This is a genomic window from Blastococcus mobilis (assembly GCF_900188025.1).
Lineage (GTDB): Bacteria > Actinomycetota > Actinomycetes > Mycobacteriales > Geodermatophilaceae > Blastococcus_B > Blastococcus_B mobilis.
This window is the reverse complement of record NZ_FZNO01000010.1, coordinates 148,902-167,984: the sequence shown is the minus strand read 5'-3', so window position 1 is coordinate 167,984 and position 19,083 is coordinate 148,902. Positions and strand designations below refer to the sequence as shown.

16 protein-coding genes and 1 pseudogene are annotated in these 19,083 nt (G+C 73.0%); 9 read left to right on the top strand and 8 right to left on the bottom strand.

Annotated elements, in window-relative coordinates; translation table 11 throughout:
- Window positions 1-302: pseudogene (locus tag CHB94_RS26720) on the bottom strand (rhodanese-like domain-containing protein); the annotation flags it as partial.
- A gap of 202 nt (window positions 303-504) precedes the next feature.
- On the opposite strand from CHB94_RS26720, the gene CHB94_RS27020 reads away from it, so the two are divergent.
- On the top strand, window positions 505-678 hold the full coding sequence (locus tag CHB94_RS27020) for a DUF8730 family Cys-rich protein (protein WP_089336653.1): 174 nt from the start codon (window positions 505-507) through the stop codon (window positions 676-678).
- A gap of 127 nt (window positions 679-805) precedes the next feature.
- Here CHB94_RS27020 and CHB94_RS11255 read toward each other — a convergent pair whose 3' ends face one another.
- The 6 genes from CHB94_RS11255 to CHB94_RS11230 all read right to left on the bottom strand — a co-directional run bounded on the left by CHB94_RS11255 (window position 806) and on the right by CHB94_RS11230 (window position 5,947).
- Window positions 806-1,006, bottom strand: a complete 201-nt coding sequence (locus CHB94_RS11255) for a hypothetical protein (protein ID WP_089336652.1) — start codon at window positions 1,004-1,006, stop codon at window positions 806-808.
- Between the two features lie 52 nt (window positions 1,007-1,058).
- Window positions 1,059-2,459: an MFS transporter gene (locus CHB94_RS11250; RefSeq protein WP_089336651.1), complete on the bottom strand. Its 1,401-nt coding sequence runs from the start codon at window positions 2,457-2,459 to the stop codon at window positions 1,059-1,061.
- 174 nt (window positions 2,460-2,633) lie between these two features.
- Window positions 2,634-3,008 (bottom strand): muconolactone Delta-isomerase, encoded by a 375-nt coding sequence (gene catC / locus CHB94_RS11245; protein WP_254920577.1) that lies wholly within the window; start codon window positions 3,006-3,008, stop codon window positions 2,634-2,636.
- Window positions 3,005-3,859 carry a catechol 1,2-dioxygenase gene (catA, locus tag CHB94_RS11240; protein WP_089336650.1) on the bottom strand — a complete coding sequence of 285 codons (855 nt, stop codon included), beginning with the start codon at window positions 3,857-3,859 and terminating at the stop codon, window positions 3,005-3,007. The genes catC and catA overlap by 4 nt, the downstream gene beginning before the upstream one ends.
- A 43-nt stretch (window positions 3,860-3,902) precedes the next feature.
- Window positions 3,903-5,006 carry a mandelate racemase/muconate lactonizing enzyme family protein gene (locus CHB94_RS11235; protein ID WP_089336649.1) on the bottom strand — a complete coding sequence of 368 codons (1,104 nt, stop codon included), beginning with the start codon at window positions 5,004-5,006 and terminating at the stop codon, window positions 3,903-3,905.
- Window positions 5,003-5,947, bottom strand: a complete 945-nt coding sequence (locus CHB94_RS11230) for a LysR substrate-binding domain-containing protein (protein ID WP_089336648.1) — start codon at window positions 5,945-5,947, stop codon at window positions 5,003-5,005. The genes CHB94_RS11235 and CHB94_RS11230 overlap by 4 nt, the downstream gene beginning before the upstream one ends.
- A 243-nt stretch (window positions 5,948-6,190) precedes the next feature.
- Here CHB94_RS11230 and benA point away from each other — a divergent pair, with 243 nt between their 5' ends.
- The 5 genes from benA to CHB94_RS11205 all read left to right on the top strand — a co-directional run bounded on the left by benA (window position 6,191) and on the right by CHB94_RS11205 (window position 14,192).
- Complete coding sequence (benA, locus tag CHB94_RS11225; RefSeq protein ID WP_089336647.1) at window positions 6,191-7,567, top strand: benzoate 1,2-dioxygenase large subunit; 1,377 nt, start codon at window positions 6,191-6,193, stop codon at window positions 7,565-7,567.
- Between the two features lie 5 nt (window positions 7,568-7,572).
- On the top strand, window positions 7,573-8,121 hold the full coding sequence (gene benB / locus CHB94_RS11220; protein WP_089336646.1) for a benzoate 1,2-dioxygenase small subunit: 549 nt from the start codon (window positions 7,573-7,575) through the stop codon (window positions 8,119-8,121).
- An 18-nt stretch (window positions 8,122-8,139) separates the two neighbouring features.
- Complete coding sequence (gene benC / locus CHB94_RS11215; protein WP_089336645.1) at window positions 8,140-10,896, top strand: benzoate 1,2-dioxygenase electron transfer component BenC; 2,757 nt, start codon at window positions 8,140-8,142, stop codon at window positions 10,894-10,896.
- A gap of 61 nt (window positions 10,897-10,957) precedes the next feature.
- Window positions 10,958-13,696 (top strand): helix-turn-helix transcriptional regulator, encoded by a 2,739-nt coding sequence (locus CHB94_RS11210; protein WP_089336644.1) that lies wholly within the window; start codon window positions 10,958-10,960, stop codon window positions 13,694-13,696.
- Between the two features lie 82 nt (window positions 13,697-13,778).
- Window positions 13,779-14,192: a DUF4349 domain-containing protein gene (locus CHB94_RS11205; protein ID WP_089336643.1), complete on the top strand. Its 414-nt coding sequence runs from the start codon at window positions 13,779-13,781 to the stop codon at window positions 14,190-14,192.
- A 114-nt stretch (window positions 14,193-14,306) separates the two neighbouring features.
- Here CHB94_RS11205 and CHB94_RS11200 read toward each other — a convergent pair whose 3' ends face one another.
- On the bottom strand, window positions 14,307-15,659 hold the full coding sequence (locus CHB94_RS11200; protein ID WP_089336642.1) for an amidase family protein: 1,353 nt from the start codon (window positions 15,657-15,659) through the stop codon (window positions 14,307-14,309).
- Window positions 15,660-15,852: 193 nt separating this feature from the next.
- Between CHB94_RS11200 and CHB94_RS11195 the strand changes: the two genes are divergently transcribed.
- From CHB94_RS11195 to CHB94_RS11185, 3 genes are read left to right on the top strand one after another with little or no spacing between them, the layout of a single operon-like run.
- Complete coding sequence (locus CHB94_RS11195; protein ID WP_176445509.1) at window positions 15,853-16,977, top strand: glycosyltransferase family 4 protein; 1,125 nt, start codon at window positions 15,853-15,855, stop codon at window positions 16,975-16,977.
- On the top strand, window positions 16,974-17,960 hold the full coding sequence (locus tag CHB94_RS11190; protein WP_089336640.1) for a Gfo/Idh/MocA family protein: 987 nt from the start codon (window positions 16,974-16,976) through the stop codon (window positions 17,958-17,960). The genes CHB94_RS11195 and CHB94_RS11190 overlap by 4 nt, the downstream gene beginning before the upstream one ends.
- Window positions 17,957-19,063, top strand: coding sequence for a zinc-dependent alcohol dehydrogenase (locus CHB94_RS11185; RefSeq protein ID WP_089336639.1), 1,107 nt, complete (start codon window positions 17,957-17,959; stop codon window positions 19,061-19,063). Before CHB94_RS11190 ends, CHB94_RS11185 begins: the two co-directional genes overlap by 4 nt.
- Window positions 19,064-19,083: the final 20 nt, after the last annotated feature.

Below are 19,083 nucleotides of genomic sequence, written 5' to 3'. Positions count from 1 at the left end.
CTGCCGACGACGGCGGCCACGGTGATGGCTCCGGTCAGGGCCCAGTCGATCGACACGGTGGCCAGGTAGCCGGCGAGCCCGGCGAAGGACTTCATGGCGATGACCGGTGACGCTGATGGCGTCGATGCCGACCGCACGCATCAGCGCAGTGGCCTGCGCGCTGCGCCCACCGGCCTGGCAGATCACGTAGACCGGCCGGTTCTTCGGCAGCTCCGGCAGCCGCGCCGGCAGCACGCTCAGCGGCAGGTCGTCGCGCCCGGCACGTGACCGGGGCGGTACTCGCGGGCCTCGCGGACGTCCACGACGAGGCTGCCGCCCTCAGCGAGCCGGGCGGCGAAGGCGTTCTGGTCGATCTCGGGGATCACGTCAGCTCGTCAGTGGTTCGCGGCAAATACCCGGGGGGGTATATTGGCTGGCGCGAGGACGCAGCGGGACGCCGGGATCAGTCCTGTCGCGCGTGGCCGTGCTCTCGCGATCGCACTCGAGGAGCAAGGAGAAGGACGGATGTGTCGAGCGGTGACCTGCAAGACCTGCGGCAAGACCACGTGGGCCGGGTGCGGGCAGCACGTGGACCAGGTGATGCGAGGGGTACCCGCCGGGCAACGGTGCTCAGGGCATGACCAGGAGACCAGGCGACCGGCCGGCGGCTTCTTCTCACGGTTTCGTCGGTCCCGCTAGCCGACAATCGGGTCAGACGTGGTGCCGCCGACGGATCGCGCCCGGCCGATGGCCTTCCAGCATGTTGGCTGCACGTGCAAGGAGGAGGGGCCGGGTGTCTGGGCAGCCAGCCCCTCTGTTGCGCCGCCTACGCCGCCTTCCGCTCCGAAGGGCGGCGGGTCTCCATGCGGACGTGGTCGTCGTCCTCGCAGGGCTCGTGGACGTAGGTGTCCGTGGTGGTCCTGAACCGCGCGTGCCCCAGCCACTTCTGGACGCGCTTGGGGCTGAACCCGTATCCGCCATCGGTCGTCGCGGCCAGTCCCAGGACGCGTGCGCATGCCTCTGCCATTGGAATGACCAGGCCCTGTCGCAGCGCCTCCGCGGTCGCGGCGGTGGCCCCGCTACTCGGCCCTGCGGGCGAGCAGGCCGCCCGGCTCCATGGCGAGCCGGGCCGGCGCCGTCCGGCGGGCAGCCTGCGCGTGCCGGGCGTCCGCCGTCGGCACGAGCAGGGTGAGCAGAGCGCCGAGGACGGCCAGGGCGGTCAACACGTAGAAGATGGAGTTGAGCGCGATGCCGGAGGCGACGAGCAGGCCACCGATGAGCGGACCGCCGATGCCGCCGAGATGGCCGAATCCGGCGCACCAGGCGACACCCGCGCTGCGCACGTTCGTTCGATAGTAGGTCGCGACGAAGCCGTAGATGAGGATCTGCGTCCCGCTCGTCCCCAGCCCCACGAGCGCCACGAACGCCAGGAGCACGCCCAGCGGGAGGCCAACGGTGAGCAGCGCGATCGCCGCTGCACCCAGCGCGAAGGACGCGGCCACCACGGGCTTGGGCCCGAACCGGTCGGCGAACCGGGAGGCGGCCAGCGCGCCGAGCACCGCGCCGCCGTTGAGCACCAGCAGGAAGGCCAGCGACCCGTTGGTGGAGAACCCGGCGCGGCCCATCAGCTCGGGCAGCCAGGTGTTGAGCGCGTAGACCAGCAGAAGACCGGTCGCGCTGAGCAGGCCCAGCAGCAGGGTCGGCAGCAGGTAGGTGCGGCCGGCCAGCCCGGCGAAGCCGGCGCGGCCCTCGACCGCCGGGTCGGTGCCCCGGGGGTCCTCGGTGGGCGGTACGGCGAACGACACCCCGGTCCGCGTGGCAACGGCACGCGCCTCCTCGAGGCGCCCCCGCGACGCCAGCCAGGCCGGCGACTCGGGCATCTTGAGGAAAGCCAGGGGGAGCAGCGTCAGCAGCGGGAGGGCGCCGATCAGGAACATGCCCCGCCAGCCGATGACGTCCAGCAACAGGATGGCCAGCAGGGCGGCGAGCAGGCTGCCCAGCGGCACCCCGGAGTAGGTGATTGCGTTGGCGAGGTTCTTCTTCCCCGCGGGCGCGAACTCGGCGACCAGCGCCCCGGTGGTGGCGACCAGCGCGCCGACCCCGATGCCGGTGACGAAGCGGAGCAGGCCGAAGGTCGTCGTGCTCGTCGCCAGCGCGGTGAGGGCCATCCCGACGGAGAACCAGGCGTAGGCGGTGAGCATGACCTTCCGCCGGCCGATGACGTCGGCGACGCTACCGGCCAGCAGGGCGCCGACGAGGACGCCGATGAGCGCGTAGCTGCCCAGCACCCCGGCCAGCGCGGGCGTCACCTCACCTATCTGACCGGGGTCGCGCAGGAACAGGGGGACGACGGTCCCGTAGACGACCAGGTCGTAGCCGTCGAAGACCAGGCCGACCGTGGCCAACGCGACGATCCAGGTGACCGACCTGCGACGGAGCGCGTCCTGTCGAACGGCTCCGTCCTGCGGGGTTGATGCCACTGCTGTTCTCCTCGGGACGGGCCCTGGCTCGGGGACGGCCCGTGGCCGTGGCAGGGCAGGGGGCACCCGGCGAACGACGTCGCCACGGGTGGGGGAGGGAGGTGCGCCGAGCGGAGATGAGGACGCCGGGCGGTCGGGTGGCGCAGTGGTGCGGGTCGTGCGGTGGTGCTGGGTTCAGTCGTAGGACGGGTCAGCTGCCGCGGAGCCGCGGGATGCCGGATCCAGCGCTGCGCCGTCCTGCGCGGTGTCGCTCTGCGCCGGGTCCTGCGCGATGTCCGACGGGTGCGGGGACAGCGGCGTGACCGTGATGCTCATGTAGGGGAACAGCGGCAGGCCCCAGAGGATCTGGTGGAGCTGCTCGTTGCTGTCGACGGCGAAGATGCTGAGGTTGGCGTACTGCCCGACGCACCGCCAGATGTGGGGCCAGTGGCCCGAGCGCTGCCAGCGCTGGGAGTAGGCCTTCTCTCGGGCGAGGAGGTCGTCGCGTGCCGCCGGGTCCATGTCCGGCGGCAGCGCGACGTCCATCCGCACCGCGTACAGGTGACTCACGCCTCGGGGTCCAGCGCGAAGTCGTAGGTGACCTCCTCGCCGGCGCCCGAGGCAGCCGGGGTCGGGCGCAGGATCAGCTCGGGCTTCACGGCCTGGGCGACGTCGTCCTGGACGTGTTCGCCGCCCTCGAAGTACAGCTGGGTGGTGACCAGCTGCTTGCCGGGCGCCGACACCTTCAGGTGCAGGTGCGCCGGGCGCCACGCGTGCCAGCCGGCCGCCGCGATCAGCGCACCGCAGGAGCCGTCGGTCGGGATCTGGTAGGGCGCGGGCTTGATCGTGTGGAACGTGAACCGGCCGTCGGGCCCGGTGAGGACCGTGCCCCGCAGGTTCCACTCCGGGATGCCCGGTGCGAACTGGGAGTAGTAGCCGTCGTCGTCGGCGTGCCACAGCTCGACGCGGGCGTCCTCCAGCGGCCCGCCGTCGAGGTCGGTGACGGTGCCCTGGAAGACGAACGGGGTCCCCTTCTCGCCGTCGCGCATCGGCAGGGTGGCCTCGCTGCGGAACTCCGGCGAGCCCGGGATGTAGTACGGGCCCTCGATGGTGCCGGTGGCGCCCTTGCGGTCGGCGTTGACGACCTCCTCGACGACGTGCTCGACCCACACGTCCAGGAACAGCGGCCACTCGCCGTCCTCGCCCACGCGGATCAGCCATGCCTTGAGCGCGTCGTACTCGGCGTAGTCGACGCGGTGCTTGCGGATGACCTCGTGCAGGGCCTGGATGGCGTCGGTGGCGATGGCCGACACGCGGGCGTGGTCGACGGTGGCGACGTTGCGCTGTTTCTGGGCGAAGCGCTCGGTGGCGTTGCGGCCGGAGCCGGCCGCGGAGGGGCTGGGGGCGGTGGGTGCACTCATGGTGGTCTCCTCTGTCGTCAGGATGGGGGAGCGGAGGACCGCGTCAGCGGTCCCGGCGGTGGTGCGCGAGCTTGCCGGGGTCGATCTCGATGCCGATCCCCGGTCCCGGACGGACGGCGAGCTCACCGCCGGAGATCTCCAGCGGCTCGGTGAGCAGGTCGTCGCTCATGTCCAGGAAGTTCGACAGCTCGCCGGCCCGGCGGGACGAGCTGCGGTGGGCGGCGCCGAAGGCCACGCTGCAGGCGGTGCCGACCTGGCCGTCGATCTGGTTGCCCATGACGACCTCGACCCCGAGGCCCTCGCACTGGTGCAGGATCCGCTGCGAGGTGGTGAACCCGGTGCGGGCCGTCTTGATGCTGATCATGGTGGCCGCGCCGTCCAGCAGCTCGCGGGTCACCTGGCCGGGCGTCGTCGCGCTCTCGTCGGCCACGGTCGGCACCGACGTCCGCGACGTGAGCCACCGTCGGCCCAGGACGTCGTCGGCCGGGCAGAGCTCCTCGGACAGTGTCAGGCCGAGGTCCGCCATCGCGTCGAGGGCACGAGCCGCCTCCGACGGCGTCCAGCCCCGGTTGCCGTCCACGTAGAGCTCCACGTCCGGGCCCAGTGCCTCCCGCAGGGCGCGACAGGCGCCCACGTCGAGGTCGACCGGACGCCGACCGACCTTCACCTTGAACGTGCGGATGCCGTAGGTGTCGCGGACCCGCTCGGCCTCGGCGACCATCTCGGCATCAGGCGCGAAACCGACCATGTGCGAGACCCGCATGCGGTCGGTCCATCCACCGAGCAGCTGCGACACCGACAGGCCGAGGCTTCGGCCCAGGGCATCCCACAGCGCCATGTCGATCGCCGCCTTGGCGGCCGGGTTGCCGACGGTGCGGTCCAGCCGCGCGTGCACGGCCTCCCGGTCGAGCAGGGTCAGCCCGGTCAGTTGCGGAGCGAACACCTTGTCGACCACCGCGACGATCGATTCCTGGGTCTCGCCATAGGTGTAGGGGCGCGGGGGCGCCTCGGCGACGCCGACCACGCCGTCGTCCGTGTGCACGCGGACCAGCACGTGGTCGGCGACGCGCACCTCGCCGCTGGCGAAGCGGAGGGGCTTGTTGTACGGGATCGCGAAGGGGATCGCCTCGATCCGAAGGATCTTCACCGGGTTCCTCCCATGGGGACGTCGAGGTCTGCATCCGGGGGCGGGAGGTCCACATCAGGTGTGATGAAGCCGTTGGCCTCCAAGGCTCGGAGCAGCCGGGCCAGCGCCGGAGAGGCGTCGTCGCGGCGCCAGGCGAGCGCCAGGTCGATGGACACGTCATCGGCGACGGGCACGAAGCGGATCCCTTCGACGTGCAGGGCCGCGGCTGACTCGGGGAGCAGCGCCACCCCGAAGCCGGCCGCGACGAGCGTGAGCATGATCGAGGTCTCCGGGGCCTGGTGGGTGCGCCGCGGCAGGAAGCCGGCGGTGAGACAGGCCTGGGTCACGACGGTGTCGACGACGGAGCCCTCGACGCCGTAGACGACGAAGTCCTCGTCCCGCAGCTCGGCCAGCCCGACCGGCTCCTCACCGGCGAGACGGTGGCTGCCGGGTACGGCGAGGACCACGCGCTCCCGGGTGATCAGCCGGGACGACAGCCCCGCGCGGCGCAGCGGTGGCCGGAGCACGGCGAGGTCGATCCGGTCCTCCTCGAGCGCGGCCTCCTGGGCCGGGGTGAGCAGGTCGGGCCGGAACCGCAGCACCAGGCCGGGTACCTCCCGGGCGGCGATCCGGGCCAGCTGGGGAAGCTGGCGGAGGGCCGCCAGCCCGGTCGACCCGACGCGGAGCAGGCCGGTGCTGCCGGCGCCGACGAGCTGGACCCGCGTCCGCGCCGCCTCGATCGAGTCGATGATGCGTTCGGCGTCCTGCAGGAGGGCCTCGCCGGCGGGCGTGAGCTCGACCCGTCTCGTCGTCCGGGTGAACAGGGTGACTCCGAGCTGGGCCTCCAGCTGCCGGATGGCCTGGGACAGCGGGGACTGGGCCATGTGCAGACGATCGGCCGCTCGCCCGAAGTGCCGGGTCCGGGCCACGGTGACGAAGTAGTGCAGCTGGCGGATCTCCACATGCCCTCCTCCGTCGATCAGTGCCGGCTCCCGGGGTGGGGCCCATGCACCTGCTGTGACGCGCCCAACATAGGGGCGGTGCCATGTATGCACAAAGACCGAGTTCGGCTGGATTCAGACGAGAGGCCTCTGGAAAAGCCCCTGGTCGGGACTAGGCACATTGCCGACGCGGACGTGACCCGGGTCACCCGACAGTGGTGTGAGCGCACACCGATGAACCGCCCACTGGACCGGAGGCCCGCCATGACAGTCGATGCCACCCAGCTCCGCGACGTCCTCACCGACGCCGTCATCGACGACCCCGAGGCCGGGATCTACCGCGCCAACCGTCGGATCTTCACCGACGAGGAGATATTCGAGCTGGAGATGACCCACATCTTCGAGGGCAACTGGGTCTACCTCGCGCACGAGAGCCAGGTTCCGAACCCCGGGGACTACTTCACCACCTTCATCGGCCGTCAGCCGGTCGTCATCACCCGCGACAAGAGCGGTGAGCTGCACTGCCTCATCAACGCCTGTGCGCACCGTGGCGCGATGCTCTGCCGCCGCAAGACGGACAACCGCATGACGTTGACCTGCCCGTTCCACGGCTGGACGTTCCGCAACGACGGCGCCCTGCTCAAGGTCAAGGACCCCGACGGCGCCGGCTACCCGGCCAGCTTCAACAAGGACGGCTCGCACGACCTGGTCAAGGTCGCGCGGTTCGACAGCTACCGCGGGTTCCTCTTCGGCAGCCTCAACCCCGACGTGAGCACGCTCGCCGAGCACCTCGGTGACACCACCAAGGTCATCGACATGCTCGTCGACCAGTCGCCGGAGGGGCTGGAGGTGCTGCGCGGCTCCTCGACCTACACCTACGACGGCAACTGGAAGGTGCAGGCCGAGAACGGCGCCGACGGCTACCACGTCAGCGCGACCCACTGGAACTACGCGGCCACGACCTCCCGACGCAGCACCGGCGAGTCGAAGAACACGACCAAGGCCCTGGACGCCGGCGGCTGGGGCAAGTCCGGCGGCGGCTACTGGTCCTACCCCAACGGGCACCTGTGCCTGTGGACCTGGGCGGCCAACCCCCAGGACCGCCCGCTGTGGGACCGCATGGACCAGCTCAAGGCCCAGTTCGGCGAGGCCAAGGGCGAGTTCATGGTCAAGGGCTCCCGCAACCTGTGCCTCTACCCGAACGTCTACCTGATGGACCAGTTCAGCACCCAGATCCGGCACTTCCGGCCGATCGCGCCCGATCAGACCGAGGTGACCATCTACTGCATCGCGCCCAAGGGCGAGAGCGCCGAGGCCCGCGAGCACCGGATCCGCCAGTACGAGGACTTCTTCAACGCCTCCGGCATGGCCACCCCGGACGACCTGGAGGAGTTCCGCTCCTGCCAGCTCACCTTCCGGGCCACCGCCGCGCCCTGGAACGACATGAGCCGCGGTGCCGAGCACTGGCTCAACGGGCCGGACGAGGTCGCCACGTCCCTCGGCATGGACGGCGTCATCTCCGCGGGCCAGCGCAACGAGGACGAGGGGCTCTACCCGATCCAGCACGGCTACTGGCTGCAGACCATGCGTGCCGCACTCGAGAAGCAGGCCGGCGCGGCCGCCGCGACCACGAAGGGCTGACCGTCATGACCGCCACGCACGATCCCGTGCACCCCCCGGTTCCGGCAGCGCCCGCGGGCGGGAAGCTCATCACCCAGAACATGATCGAGCAGTTCCTCTACCGCGAGGCCCGGTACCTCGACGACCGCGAGTTCGAGAAGTGGCTGGAGTGCTACGCCGATGACGTCGTCTTCTGGATGCCGTCGTGGGCCGACGACGACCGGCTCACCGAGGACCCGCGCCGGGAGATGTCGCTCATCTACTACCCGAACAAGGGGGGCCTGGAGGACCGCGTCTTCCGGATCCGCACCGAGCGCTCCAGCGCGACGTCACTGCCCGAGCCGCGCACCAGTCACAACATCACCAACGTCGAGGTCATCGAGCGCCGCGGCGACCTGGTCGACATCCGCTTCAACTGGCACACGATGTACTTCCGGTACAAGACCGTGGACCCCTACTACGGGACGTCGTTCTACACGATCGACTTCTCCGGGCCCGCGCCCCTCATCCGTCGCAAGACCGTGGTGCTGAAGAACGACTACATCCACCACGTCGTCGACGTCTACCACCTCTGAGCCGGGGAGCGATCTCCCATGGACCATCGCGTTGCACTGGCGTTCGAGGACGGGGTCACCCGGTTCATCACCTGCCGGGAGGACCAGACCGTCGCCGACGCCTCCTACCGGGCGCGGATCAACATCCCGCTGGACTGCCGTGACGGCGCCTGCGGGACCTGCAAGTCGCTCTGCGAGTCCGGTGAGTTCGACGGGGGCAGCTATCTCGAGGACGCGCTCTCGGCCGACGAGGCCGCCACCGGCTACGTGCTGCCCTGCAGCATGAAGCCGCGGTCGGACCTGGTCCTGCAGATCCCGACGACCTCGGCCGTGGCCAAGACGAGCGCCGCCACCCACCGCGGTCGCATCACCGCGCTGGACCGGCTCTCCCCGACCACGGTCGGCCTCGCCGTCGAGATCGACGACCGGGACGCCCTGACGTTCCTCCCCGGGCAGTACGTCAACATCGCCGTCCCCGGAACCGCGGAGTCACGCTCGTACTCCTTCAGCAGCGCCCCGCAGGACGAGGCACTGACTTTCCTCGTGAAGCTGACACCCGGTGGCGTCATGTCCACGTACCTGGACGAGCGTGCCCGGGTCGGTGACGAGATCACCTTCACCGGACCGCACGGGAGCTTCTTCCTGCGCGAGTCCGACGCGCCGCTGCTGCTCCTGGCGGGTGGCACCGGGCTGGCGCCGATCCTGTCCATCCTGCGCACGCTGGAGGGCAACCGCAGCGACCGGCAGATGCACCTCCTCTACGGGGTCACCACCGACGACGACCTGGTCGAGCTGGAGGCCATCGAGCAGCTGGCGGGCGCCATCGACGGGCTCACCTGGGACTACTGCGTCGCCGACCCCACGACGACGGCACCCAACCAGGGCTACGTCACCGGCCTGATGGGCCCCGAGCACCTGCACGACGGCGACGCCGCGGTGTACCTCTGCGGCCCGCCGCCCATGGTGGAGGGGGTCCGCACGCACGTCGCCGGGCTCGGGGTGACGCCCTCGGGCTTCTACTACGAGAAATTCGCGCTGGCTGCGGTCCCGACCGAGGCCGCCGAGGAGGTCGTCGAACCGGAGCCCGAGGCGGTCGTGCCGGGCGCCGAGGCGGTCGCTCCCGAGCCGCCGCCGGTGCCGGTCGTCGTCCCGGACACCGTCGCCGAGCTGCTGGTCCTGGACGGCCGGGAGGGCCGGACGTCGGCCGGGCAGGCCCTGTTCCCGGCGGTGGAGCTGCCGCCCCTCGGCACGGACGTCGCCGGGCCGCGTGCCGAATCACCGGCGGACATGTGGCAGGTGGCGGGGCAGCAGGTGGGGGAACCGTTCCCCACCGGTGACGTCCTGCCCGTGGACGACGCCGACGACCTCGTGCTCGCCGTCGGTGCCCGCGCCGTCGCCGGGCAGGAGATGCTGCCCGAGGTGGCGCTGGAGCAGCTCACCCCGCCGGCGCCCGAGGCGTCGGCCGACCGGGTGGACGCCGAGATCGAACCGGCGGTGACCGCAGGCGGCTACTCGATCACGGCCGACGGGTACGAGATCGGTGAGGAGCACCCGTCGGTGCACGAGTCCGATGCCCTCTTCGACGCCCGCCGGGCGTTGGAGCTCGGCGCGTTCGAGCTCACCATCGGTCGCCTCACGCACCAGCAGCTCGTCGGCTACCGGGTGCTGGCCGAGGCCACCGTGCCCTACGTCGAGGGCGACCGGTTCGTCGACGCGGCGGCCTACACCGAGGCCAACGCCGCCTTCCACGACTACCTGTTCTCCCTCACCGGCAACGAGCACCTGTTGCGCGCCTACCAGGCCCTCGGCGTGAAGGGGCACATGGAGGAGTCACTGCGCTCGGCCACATGGGTGCACCCGCGGTGCGCGCAGGACCACCTGGACATCGTCGAGGCCTTCCGCGACGGCGACCGCGAGCGCGCCCGCACCCTCATCACCGAGCACGCGGAGCGGTCGAAGGAGACCACCCGCCGGGCGATGCACGACCGGGCCGAGAGCCGCCGTCCCCGGTTCATCACCCCGGGTCGGTTCGCCGGCCAGGTGGTCCTGGTGACCGGCGCGGGGCAGGGCATCGGCGAACGGACGGCCCGCCGGATCAGCGCTGAAGGAGGCGCGCTCGTCCTGGCCGATCGGGCGGAGCTCGTGCGCGACCTGGCCGGCGAGCTGACCCATCCGGGTGCCGAGGCGGTCCCGGTGGTCGCCGACCTGGAGACCTGGGAGGGCGCGTCCGCGGTCGTGGAGGCCGCGCTGGCGCGGTTCGGCCGCATCGACGTCGCCGTTCACGCCGTGGGCGGGACGATCTGGGCCAAGCCGTTCGAGCACTACCCGCCGGACCAGATCCAGGCGGAGATCAACCGGTCCCTGTGGCCCACGCTGTGGTGCTGCCGGGCGGTGGTGCCGCACATGGTCGAACGGGGCCGCGGCACGATCGTCAACGTGTCGTCGGTGGCCACCCGGGGCCTCAACCGGCTCCCGTACGCCGCGGCCAAGGGCGGGGTGAACGCCATCACCACCGCCCTGGCCCTCGAGATGGCACCACACGGCGTGCGTGTCGTCGCCACCGCTCCCGGCGGGACGGACGCGCCCCCGCGCCGCACCCCGCGCGGTCCCGCGCCCCAGACCGAGACCGAGAAGGCCTGGTACCAGACGATCGTCGACCAGACGGTGGAGTCGTCGCTGATGAAGCGCTACGGGACCCTGGACGAGCAGGCCGCAGCGATCACCTTCCTGGCGTCGGAGGAGGCCTCGTACATCACCGGGACCGTCCTGCCCGTCGCCGGTGGCGATCTCGGCTGAGCCCGGCGTACGGACGCTCCCGGACGGGGGTCCTCCGGGCGCACGGACCTACGGTGGCGGCGTGAACCCGGGGGAGGACGACGTCCACGTCGTGGGCCTGACCGTTGAGTCCGAGCAGCTCGAGAGGCTGCTGGGTGAGGCGCAGGTGGGTGGGCCGTTGGTCGCCGTCGTCGAAGGGCGTTCCGGCAGCGGCAGGACGACCCTGCTGCGACGGTTCCTGCGTCGGCACGAGGAGCTTCCGGTGTCGGCAGCCGGTGCCCTGCCCTGGGAGAGCGGCCGGTCGGGGGGGCTCGCCCGGCGGCTGCTCGACGCCGGCCCCGCGGGGATCCCGGACACCGCCGTTGCCGAGGACCCGACCGACCTCGGCACCGCGCTGGCCCAGCGGTGGGTGGCGTCGGCGGCGGAGGGCGGAGGGGGACTGCTGGTCGCCGTCGACGACGCCGACCGGGCGGACACGGTCTCGCTCCAGGCGATCGGCTCCGCGGTCGCCCGGCTGGACGGCGCGCCCATCCTGCTGGTCCTCGTGCGGGCCACCGGATGGCCGGCCACGGGCGACCCCGAGGTCGTCGACCTGCTCGACCGCATCCCGGCCGTCCGGGTGCCGGTACGGCCACTGGGGCTGGAGGAGACCCGGCTCCTCGCCGCCCGGGTGGCGGCCACCGACCTGCCCTCACCGGTCGCCCGGCGGCTCTGCGACCACACCGCCGGCATTCCGCGGGATCTCCTGGAACTCCTGCGGGAGACCCCACCGGTCCGCTGGTCGGACTGGCACACCGAGCTCCCCGTCCCGAGCCGGGTCCAGCACCGCGTCCGGCAAGCGCTGGACAGCTGCTCGCCGGAAGCTCGGGCGCTCGTCGAGAGCGCGGCCGTGCTGGGGGACACGCCGAGACTGGCGGACGCCGCGTCACTGGCGGGCCTCCCGCAGCCGATCAGCGCCCTCGACGAGGCCTGTGCCGCCGGACTCCTCGCGCCGGCCACGGGCTACGGCCTGGACGCGCTGGCCTTCCCGGAACGCTTCGTCCGCGGCGGCGTCCACGCCATCCTGAGCCCCGGCGCCCGTCACCGGCTCCACGCCCGAGCGGCCGACGTGGTCACCGACGACCTGGAGCGGCTGCGCCACCGGGTCGAGGCAGCGCCGCTGCCCGACGCCGGCCTCGCCGGCGAACTGGTGGAGCTGGCACGGCGCAAGGCCGACGAGGGCGCATGGGCACATGTCGCCGGAGCGCTCATCGACGCCAGCCGGATCAGTCCCTCGCGGGCCGAACGCGAGCTCCGGCTCATCCAGGCGGTGGACGCACTTGCCGGAGCCGGCCTGATCGGCCGGGCCGTCGACGCACTCCCCGACGTGGAGGCGCTCCCGCTCGGTCCGCGGCGGGACGCGGTGCTGGCCTACGTCGCGGTGCAGCGCGGCCGGCGGGCCGAGGCGGTCTCCTACCTGGACACGGCCTGGCGTTCCCGGGGGACCGACCGCGACGCCGCGGCCGTGGTCTGCCAGCGCCACGTCCTGCACGCGCTGGCCGACTGGGACGGCGACGAGCTGGTCCGGTGGGCCGGCCGGGCGGGTGAGTACGCCGAGCCCGGCTCCCCGGCCGCGGTCGAGTCCCGTGCCATCGTCGGCCTGGGGCATGCCGCCCGGGGCTCGGTCGACGCGGCGTTCACCGCCTACCGGCAGGCGGTGGCCGAGAGCCCGTCCGGGCCACAGCACCAGCGCGCCCGCATGGGGCTGGGCTGGCTGTCCCTCGCCCAGGACGAACCCGAGGTCGCCCGCCGCGAGCTCGAGTTCGCCGTCCCCACCGTCCGGCAGACCGGATCGAACCGGATCTCTCTGTGGGCCCTGGTGTGGCTGGCCCGGACCCGGTTCGTCCTGGGCGACTGGCCCGGGGCGCTGGACGCCGTCAACCAGGCCGAGGTGCTGCTCGGCACCACCGGGTTGGACCTGCTGCGTCCCCTCGTCCACTGGACCGGCGCGCAGGTGCGTGCACTCCGGGGGGAGCACGAGGCCGCGGAACGCCACCTGCGGTTGGGCGGGGCCGGTGAGCAGGACTACACCGTCATGACGGTGCCCGCGCTGTTCGCCCGGGCCTCCGTGGCCGAGGCGGCATCGGACTACCCCGCGGTCGTCCGCCACCTGACGCCCCTCGCTCTCCGGACACCGCGCGGCGGGCTCGACGAGCCCGGGTTCTGGCCGTGGCACGACGTCTACGCCAACGCGCTCGTGGTCACCGGCCGGCTGTCCGAGGCCGAGGCCTTCCTCGCCCCGCACGAGGCGACGGTGCGCCGGCGGGGACACCGGTCCGCGGCGGCCCGGCTCGGCTACGTCCGTGGCCGGCTGCTCGCCGCCCGTGGTGACCTCCTCGGCGCGGCGGAGGCGTTCGACGGGGCGCGAGCCCAGCTGGCTGCGCTGCCGATGCCGTACGAGCGGGCCCGGGTGGACTTCGCCCACGGCATCACCCTGCGCCGGGTGGGCCGGCGACGGGACGCCGCGGCGCTGCTCACCATGGCGCGCCAGTCGTTCGCGGCGCTGGGTGCCCAGGTCTACGTGGAGCGCTGCGACCGGGAGCTGAAGACCGGGCGGCCCGCCTCCCGGGCGACCGAGCCCGGCACCGAGAAGCTCACCGAGCAGGAACGGACCGTCGCCACGCTCGTCGCGACCGGTCTGACCAACAAGGAGGTGGCCGCATCGATGCTGCTGTCGGTCAAGACCGTCCAGTTCCACCTGACCCGGATCTACGCGAAGCTCGACGTCCGCTCGCGCTCCGAGCTGGCCGCGCGTTTCGTCCGCACCCAGGGGCAGCGGTGACGGCTCGCCATCCGGTCGAGGCGCGCCCGGACGAGGGGAGCGCTGCGGCGGACGTGCATCTTTTCGAGCGGCCCGCCCGCCGGTGCCCCGACCGCGCCGGGTGCTCCGGGACGCCGGGATCCGCTACGCGACGAACGGCCTGATCGGGCTCGTCTTCGCCGCCACCGGTCCGGTCGCGGTGATCCTGGACGATCCTGGGCACGGTCCTCGTGGGGTCGGCGCTCACGCAGCTGTCCTGGCCCCAGGTGGTGGGCGCCTTCCTCCTCACCGGCGTCCTGGTGCTGGTGCTCGGCCGGACGGCTTCCTCGACGGGCTCGGCACCGGATGGCGGGCCCTGGTCTCGGCCCTGGGCGCGGCCGTCGTCGTCCTCGGCATCCTCCTGCCGTGGGCGGCGGTCGCCGTGCTGGTGGCCGGGGGAGTACTCGTGCCGGTCCGGCTGGCGCGGCGGCGGGCCGCAGTGGTGACCCCGGCGCCGCCGGTGCCGCCGCAGGGGTGAGGGGACGCAGTCCGTCACCAGGGACGACGGTGCCGAGCCGTCTGCTGAGGCGAAGCCACCGCACCTGCTTCGATTGCCTGGATGGCGAGATCGGCGTTCTCGCCACGGCTATCCCTACGGTCGCAGGGCGGCCTCGACCTGAGCGGCGACGGCGAGCAGGGCGGCGTCGTCCCCGGGCAGAGCCTCCAACGAGATCCCGATCGGCAGGCCGGTTCGCGTCGTGCCGGCGGGTAGCGAGATCGCCGGCATCCCGGCGGTCGAGCCGGGACCGGTGTTGCGGATCGTGGTGAGGAAGACGGGTACCTGCCGCCCGTTGAGCTCGGTGGTGTCGTCGTCGCCGACGGGCGGGGCCGGCAGCGGCACGGTGGGGTAGACCAGCGCGTCGAGCGGGTCGGCGTCCTTCGGGCGCAGCGCCGCGCGGTAGGCGGCGATCAGCCGGTCCCGGGTCTCCATGGCCTGCCGATAGCCCTCCGCGGTGCACACGCCGCCGGCGGCGGCCTCCATCGCGGCGCGGACGTCGGGGGAGGCGACCCGGGCCAGGACGTCGGCGAAGGTGAGCTGCCGCTCCGGGCCGGGGAGGGTGGCGAGGTAGGCCGGCAGGTCGTCTGCGATCTCGAAGAAGACGATGGGGAAGCCGCAGTCGGCGTCGAGCTCGTGCGCACCGGCCACGTCCACCTCGACCAGCTCCGCCCCCGCGTCGGCGAGCCGGTCGAGTGACCGCTCGGCGCAGGCGGCGACCTCCGGGTGCAGGTCCTCGAAGTAGCCGCGACGGGGGACGCCCAGCCGCAGCCGGCGGGCCGGCGGGTCCCCGGCGGGGTCGCCGGTCACCAGCTCGTCGACGAGGGCGACGTCGGCCACGGTGGTGGCAAGGACCCCCGCGGTGTCGCGGGTGCGCGAGATCGGCACGGTGCGGTCGGTGCCCCAGCGGCCGACCGTCGGCCGCCAGCCGACCACGCCGCAGTGTGCGGCCGGCACCCGCATCGACCCGCCGGTGTCGGTGCCGAGGGCGACGGGGACGACGCCGGTGGCGACCGCCACCGCCGATCCGCCCGAGGAGCCGCCGGGTGAACGGCTGGGGTCGTGCGGGTTGCGAACCGGGCCGAAGGCGGCGTTGTTGCTGGTGATCCCGAGCGCCAGCTCGTGCATGTTCGTCTTGCCGACGATCGCGGCCCCGGCGGCGCGCAGCCGCCCGACGGCGAGGTGGTCCCGGCCAGGCCTGGAGTTCTCCAGCGCCGCGGTGCCGCCGGTGGTCGGGAAGTCGCGGGTGTCGAGGTTGTCCTTGACCGCGAGCGGGATCCCGGCCAGCGGTCCCGTCCCGCACTCCGCCCGGTCGGCGAGGGCGATGAAGGCGCCGAGCTCGGTGATCTCCCGGGCCCGCTCGAGGCTGTCTGTGATCACCTCTTCCGCGGAGGTCACGGCGATGCGCTCGCGCACCCGGTCGAGCCCGGCGGGCTGCAGGGAAGTCATGCCCTCACCTTTCGCCGAATCCGACCACCGCGCACGGGCTCGACTGCACACGCCACGGCCGGCGGGACCCGGAGCAGGACGTTCACCGACGGGGGCGGCCCGGTCCGCCCATCGCTCGCGGTTGCCCCAGCCACGCCGGTCGGGCTTCATAGGGACCTGCTGCGGCACGTGTCTGCAGCTAGAGGAGGTGCGGGTGTCCCTGCGTCGTTCCATCCGCCTCTACACCCCATCGGTCGATCCGTCCGGCATGGGCGTGCACATGCTGGATCTGGTCGCGGAGTTCGTGGGCACAGCGGACGTCTCGCTCATGGCCCGGCCGACCCACCGGGCGAGGTGGCTGCTGGACCGGGCCGCCGAGTCGGGGGCGCGGACCGTGTCGCTGCCGTCGCCGCGCGACCCCGCGTTCGGCGGGTCGATCATCGACTTCCTCCGTGACCATCCGGCCGATGTCTTCCACTGCCACGTCGGCACCGGCTGCGAGAACTGGGACGGCGTCCGGCTGGCCCGCGCCGCGGGATGTCCCGCCGTGGTCCAGACCCAGCACCTTCCGTACCTGGTGTCGCATCCCCGCAAGCGGCGGGCCTACCACCGCGCCATCGAAGAGGTGGACCGGCTCATCGCGGTGTCCGACGGCGTGCGGCGGACGTACCAACGGATCGGCGTCCCCCCGGAGCGGTTCGTCACCGTCCCCAACGGCGTGGCCCCGCTGGCCCGGCGCAGGAGCCGGGAGGGGGCCCGGCGGGCCCTCGGCCTGGGGCCGGACCGACCCGTCGTCCTCACCGTCGGCCGGCTGACCCACATGAAGGGGCAGTGGCACCTGATCGACGCGGTGGCCGGCCTCGTCGCCAGGTTTCCCGAGCTGGCTGTCGTCCTCCTCGGCGACGGGCCGCTGCGGGACCTCCTGGTGAGGCAGGCGGCCGCGCTGGGCGTCCTCGGCAACGTCTGCTTGCCGGGGCACCGGCCCGACGCGCGGCGGCTCCTGGCGGCGGCCGACGTGTTCGTGCTGCCGTCGCGGCACAAGGGCATGCCGCTGGTCGCCCTGGAGGCGATGGAGGCGAGCCTGCCGGTGGCGGCCACCCGGGTCATCGGCAGCGCGGAGGTCGTCGAGGACGGCGTCACCGGGGCCCTCGTCCGACCGGGTGACCCGGTGGCGCTCGGCGCCGCGGTCGCCCGCCTGCTCGCCGATCCCGCGCTCCGCCGCCGGCAGGGAACCGCGGGTCGACGCCGGTACGAGGCCCGGTTCACGAGGGCGCGCATGGCCGCCGACACCGCCGAGGTCTACGAGTCGGTGCTGGCCGGAGCGGAGGTCGCGGCATGACCCGGCTACGCGTCGGTTGCGTCGGGACGGGCTTCATCGCCGGGCAGCACCTGCGCGCCCTGGCCGGCTTCGACGACGTCGATGTCGTGGCGGTCGCCGACACCGTGCCCGAGCGCGCGGCGCAGGCGGCCGGCCGGTACGGCGCGCGGGCCTACGGCGACGGGCTGGCGCTGTTGGACACCGAGGAGCTCGACGCCGTCTGGCTCTGTGTGCCGCCGTTCGCCCACGGCGCGCTCGAGGCCGCCGCAGTCGACCGGGGGGTGCCGTTCTTCGTGGAGAAGCCGCTCGCGCTGAATCTGCCGATCGCGCAGGAGGTCGCCGTCCAGGTCGCCGCCAGCGGCCTGACCACGGCCGTGGGTTACCACTGGCGACACCTGCAGGTCGTGCAGCGAGCGGCGGAGCTGCTCGCGCGGGCACCGGCGCAGCTGATCACCGGCTACTGGCTGGACAAGACGCCGGGAGCCGCGTGGTGGCCGCAGCGCGCCTACTCCGGCAGCCAGGTGATCGAGCAGACCACGCACATCTTCGACCTGGCCCGTGTGCTCGCCGGCGAGGCGGTCAGCGTCATGGCGGTCGAGCGGGCCGCCCCGGACGGGTGGGGCGACGTCCCGGCCACGGCCAGCGCACTGCTGCGGTTCGCCTCGGACGCGGTGGGCAGCATCTCCTCGGCCCGCGTGCTCGGCTGGCGGCACCGAGTCGCGCTGCACGTCGTCGCCGAGGGCCTGGTCGTGGAGATCGGCGAGCGGAGCCTCACCGACCACGAGCTGCGGGTGGTCACCGCGGACGGGGAGGAGGTCCTGCGGTCGGGGGACGACCCGATCGTCGCGGAGGACCGCGAGTTCCTCGACGTCGTACGCGGCCGGGTGCCGCGAGTCCGCGTCCCGTACGCCGAGGCGCTGCGCACCCACGCCGTGGCCTGCGCTGCCGACCGGTCCGCCCGGGACGGGCAGCCGGTGGATCCGCGGATCGAGGAGGTGCGGTGACCGTGCGACCGATCCGCTCCATCGGGGTCACCGCGCCGGGACGGCCCGCGATCCTCGAGGACGTCGAGCCGGAGCCCGGTGCCGGGCAGGCGTGGGTGCGCACCGAATGGTCGGGGATCAGCGCAGGTACCGAGGTGGCGCTGGTCCGCGGCACCGATCCGCAGCACCAGCTGGGCTGGGATCCCGACCTGCGGGCGTTCGGCATCACCGGCACGACGGCCGGCTATCCGATCCGTGCGCTGGGCTACATGGAGGTCGGCCGGATCACCGAGAGCCGTACCGACGCGCTGGCCGAGGGTGCTCTGGTGGCGATGGCCTACGGGCACCGCACCGGCCGGTGCGCGGACCCGGCGACCATGCCGGTGATCCCGGTGCCGGATGACCTCGACCCGCTGCTGGGTGTCTACCTGGCGCAGATGGGGCCGATCTGCGTCAACGGGCTGCTGCACGCCGCCGCGGCGCTGGCCGGCCCGGCAGCCGGGGTGGACGAGGGCGTCCGCGGCCGGGTCGTGCTCGTGACCGGTGCCGGCGTGATCGGCCTGCTCAGCGCCTTGCTCGCCGTCCGGCACGGCGCCGCGGAGGTGCTCGTCGTCGACCCGTCGCCGCAACGCCGGGGCGTCGCCGAGGCGCTCGGCCTCCCCGCGCTGGCCGACGCGGACGACACCTGGCTCGCGGTCAAGCAACGGTGGCGGCACGCCCCCGGGGATGCCGGTGCCGACGTGACGCTGCAGTGCCGAGGGCACGACGCGGCGCTGGCCACCGGGCTCAAGGCGCTGCGCCCGCAGGGCGTCGTGGTGGACCTGGGCTTCTACCAGGCCGGAGCAGACCGGGTGCGGCTCGGCGAGGAGTTCCACCACAACGGATTGAGCGTGGTCTGCGCGCAGATCGGCCGGGTGCCCCGCGGCATGGCCGGCGCCTGGCCGCGGGTAGCGCTGGCAGCAGTCACCCTCGACCTGCTGCGGGGGCGGGGGAAGGACATCCGCACGCACCTCCTGACCGACGTCGTCCCGTTCGAGGAGGGGCCGCGGTTGCTGGCCGACCTCGCCGAGCGGCGGCTTCCCGGCCCGCCGCTGCAGGCGGTGCTGCGGATGCCGTCGGACTGACCCACAGATGCCGGCCGCGA

Excerpts from the sequence above, each read along its gene's own strand:
- CHB94_RS27020 (WP_089336653.1), top strand. The coding sequence starts at position 505 with ATGTGTCGAGCGGTGACCTGCAAGACCTGCGGCAAGACCACGTGGGCC.
- CHB94_RS11255 (WP_089336652.1), bottom strand. The coding sequence starts at position 1,006 with ATGGCAGAGGCATGCGCACGCGTCCTGGGACTGGCCGCGACGACCGAT.
- catA (WP_089336650.1), bottom strand. The coding sequence starts at position 3,859 with ATGAGTGCACCCACCGCCCCCAGCCCCTCCGCGGCCGGCTCCGGCCGC.
- benA (WP_089336647.1), top strand. The coding sequence starts at position 6,191 with ATGACAGTCGATGCCACCCAGCTCCGCGACGTCCTCACCGACGCCGTC.
- benB (WP_089336646.1), top strand. The coding sequence starts at position 7,573 with ATGACCGCCACGCACGATCCCGTGCACCCCCCGGTTCCGGCAGCGCCC.
- benC (WP_089336645.1), top strand. The coding sequence starts at position 8,140 with ATGGACCATCGCGTTGCACTGGCGTTCGAGGACGGGGTCACCCGGTTC.
- CHB94_RS11200 (WP_089336642.1), bottom strand. The coding sequence starts at position 15,659 with ATGACTTCCCTGCAGCCCGCCGGGCTCGACCGGGTGCGCGAGCGCATC.
- CHB94_RS11190 (WP_089336640.1), top strand. The coding sequence starts at position 16,974 with ATGACCCGGCTACGCGTCGGTTGCGTCGGGACGGGCTTCATCGCCGGG.